General features: G+C 59.1%; 3 protein-coding genes and 1 pseudogene. 2 read left to right on the forward strand and 2 right to left on the reverse strand.

The window, feature by feature from the left end:
* Window positions 1–173: pseudogene (locus tag M3I54_RS44165) on the forward strand (group II intron reverse transcriptase/maturase); the annotation flags it as partial.
* Between the two features lie 136 nt (window positions 174–309).
* Here M3I54_RS44165 and M3I54_RS44170 read toward each other — a convergent pair.
* On the reverse strand, window positions 310–642 hold the full coding sequence (locus tag M3I54_RS44170) for a hypothetical protein (RefSeq protein WP_254346693.1): 333 nt from the start codon (window positions 640–642) through the stop codon (window positions 310–312).
* A 47-nt stretch (window positions 643–689) separates the two neighbouring features.
* On the opposite strand from M3I54_RS44170, the gene M3I54_RS44175 reads away from it, so the two are divergent.
* Window positions 690–926 (forward strand): hypothetical protein, encoded by a 237-nt coding sequence (locus M3I54_RS44175; RefSeq protein ID WP_254320582.1) that lies wholly within the window; start codon window positions 690–692, stop codon window positions 924–926.
* Between the two features lie 197 nt (window positions 927–1,123).
* Here the strand turns inward: M3I54_RS44175 and M3I54_RS44180 are convergent, their stop codons facing one another.
* Window positions 1,124–1,501 (reverse strand): DUF3564 family protein, encoded by a 378-nt coding sequence (locus M3I54_RS44180; RefSeq protein WP_028208655.1) that lies wholly within the window; start codon window positions 1,499–1,501, stop codon window positions 1,124–1,126.
* Window positions 1,502–1,562: the final 61 nt, after the last annotated feature.

Consider the following 1,562-nt stretch of genomic DNA (forward strand, 5'->3'; position numbering starts at 1 on the left):
GCGCGTTTCGATACCACGTCGTTGATCTGTGGCGGCGGGCGCTCCGGCGCCGCAGTCAAAAGGATCACATGACGTGGCAGCGAGTCGAGCGGATCGCAGATGCCTGGCTCCCGCAACCTCGAATCCTTCACCCGTGGCCCGACCGGCGATTTGCCGTCAAACACCCGAGGTAGGAGCCCGGTGCCCGAATTGGGCACGCCGGGATCTGTGCGGGGGGTGCTCAGTAATGGGCATCCCTACCGCAATTCTCGACCCGCTCTTGACGTTCGACTTTCCCGCACACCAACGACCGTTCTCATCAAAAACCCTTCAGTTTGAAGCCATATACCGTGGCATTTCCGCCACGTACGGCGTCGCGCCCTGTTCTATTGCCAGGACGGTGGTGAAATCGGCAGTCTGAAGTGCAGCGGTGTCTGCGCCCGCAATCGGACGTTTCCGCATGGCGCGCATCAGGATGTGGGTCATGTGCTGATAAAAGAGTTCGAGTTGACCTGCATCCGATGCATGAGGTGCCAAGTGGAAAGCCTCCTCAAGCGCCCGGCGTGCGATATGAAAACGTTGAAGCCCGCGAATCACGCGAACCTGAAACACGACCCCATCACTGTTGTGAGGGATTGCTGCCCAAACCAGCGCGCCGCCCATGATATGCCTCCATTTGGCTTCAAACCTGATTCAAAAGTCGTTGCCCTATGATGGCCCTCAAAAAATACATTTCAAAAATGCGACCGCGTGGCTTTGACGTTTTCACCACGCGAGGATTGCGAGGTTTGATTGTCACGACGGCTATTGCGTGGAAAGATGTTGTTGGCATCTGCGCCGTTCAACAGTGGGTCTACAAATTCAGGCTCGAGCGGCTGGGCGAGGAGGGCGGCGAAGTGGGCTTGATACCTAACCCGTGCCGCGGCGAGCAGCCTGCGCTGGGTTGAAGCCGTTGTTGAGCACGACGCTCGAAAAACCAGTTCGTGCCATCGGCAGTAGTTGGTCGATTTGGACGTCGGCATCGTTTATCCAAAGCGCTAACCAGACGCGTCACGCTGGAGCTGGAATAGTCCGATCCCGTTCACACGGGCTTTTGGGGATTCACCGAAGACTCGCATGCAACCAGGCGAAGGCGCGTCCGAGGTCAGACCTCGTCCTCAGCGAACACGCTGTGCTCGGCAAGCACGGCGTCCTTGTCGACGCACTGCACATGCCAGTGCCCTGCAACGCCTGATCCGCTTTCGCGTTCAGTGCAGCACCAGAGTGCCTCGCCTGATTCCCCCTCGAACGGGCCAGTTTGGGCTTCCATGGCGAGGCCGTCGAGGATGAACAGGGGGCGCGCATCATGCTGATCGCACACCACCGTGCCGCGCGCATCGACCCGCAGCTTTCCCCAGTCGGGAAATTGGAGGCCGGCATGACCTTCGCGCGACCACTTGTGGGTGTCGTTGTCGAGCCAAAGGATCGCATAGGCATTCGGGTCAAGGCGGTCGAAGGTGCCGAGATGGAGCGTGATTCGCATGAATTTCTCCGGTCGTGTTCGTGGTTTCGTGACCCGCCACAGCAGTCGGCGGACATATCAA

The sequence above is a fragment of the Paraburkholderia sp. CNPSo 3274 genome, from assembly GCF_024206475.1.
Classification (GTDB): Bacteria; Pseudomonadota; Gammaproteobacteria; order Burkholderiales; family Burkholderiaceae; genus Paraburkholderia.

Bases quoted from the DNA above. Each gene is read 5' to 3' on its own strand.
- M3I54_RS44170 (WP_254346693.1), bottom strand. From the start codon at position 642: ATGGGCGGCGCGCTGGTTTGGGCAGCAATCCCTCACAACAGTGATGGG.
- M3I54_RS44175 (WP_254320582.1), top strand. From the start codon at position 690: ATGATGGCCCTCAAAAAATACATTTCAAAAATGCGACCGCGTGGCTTT.
- M3I54_RS44180 (WP_028208655.1), bottom strand. From the start codon at position 1,501: ATGCGAATCACGCTCCATCTCGGCACCTTCGACCGCCTTGACCCGAAT.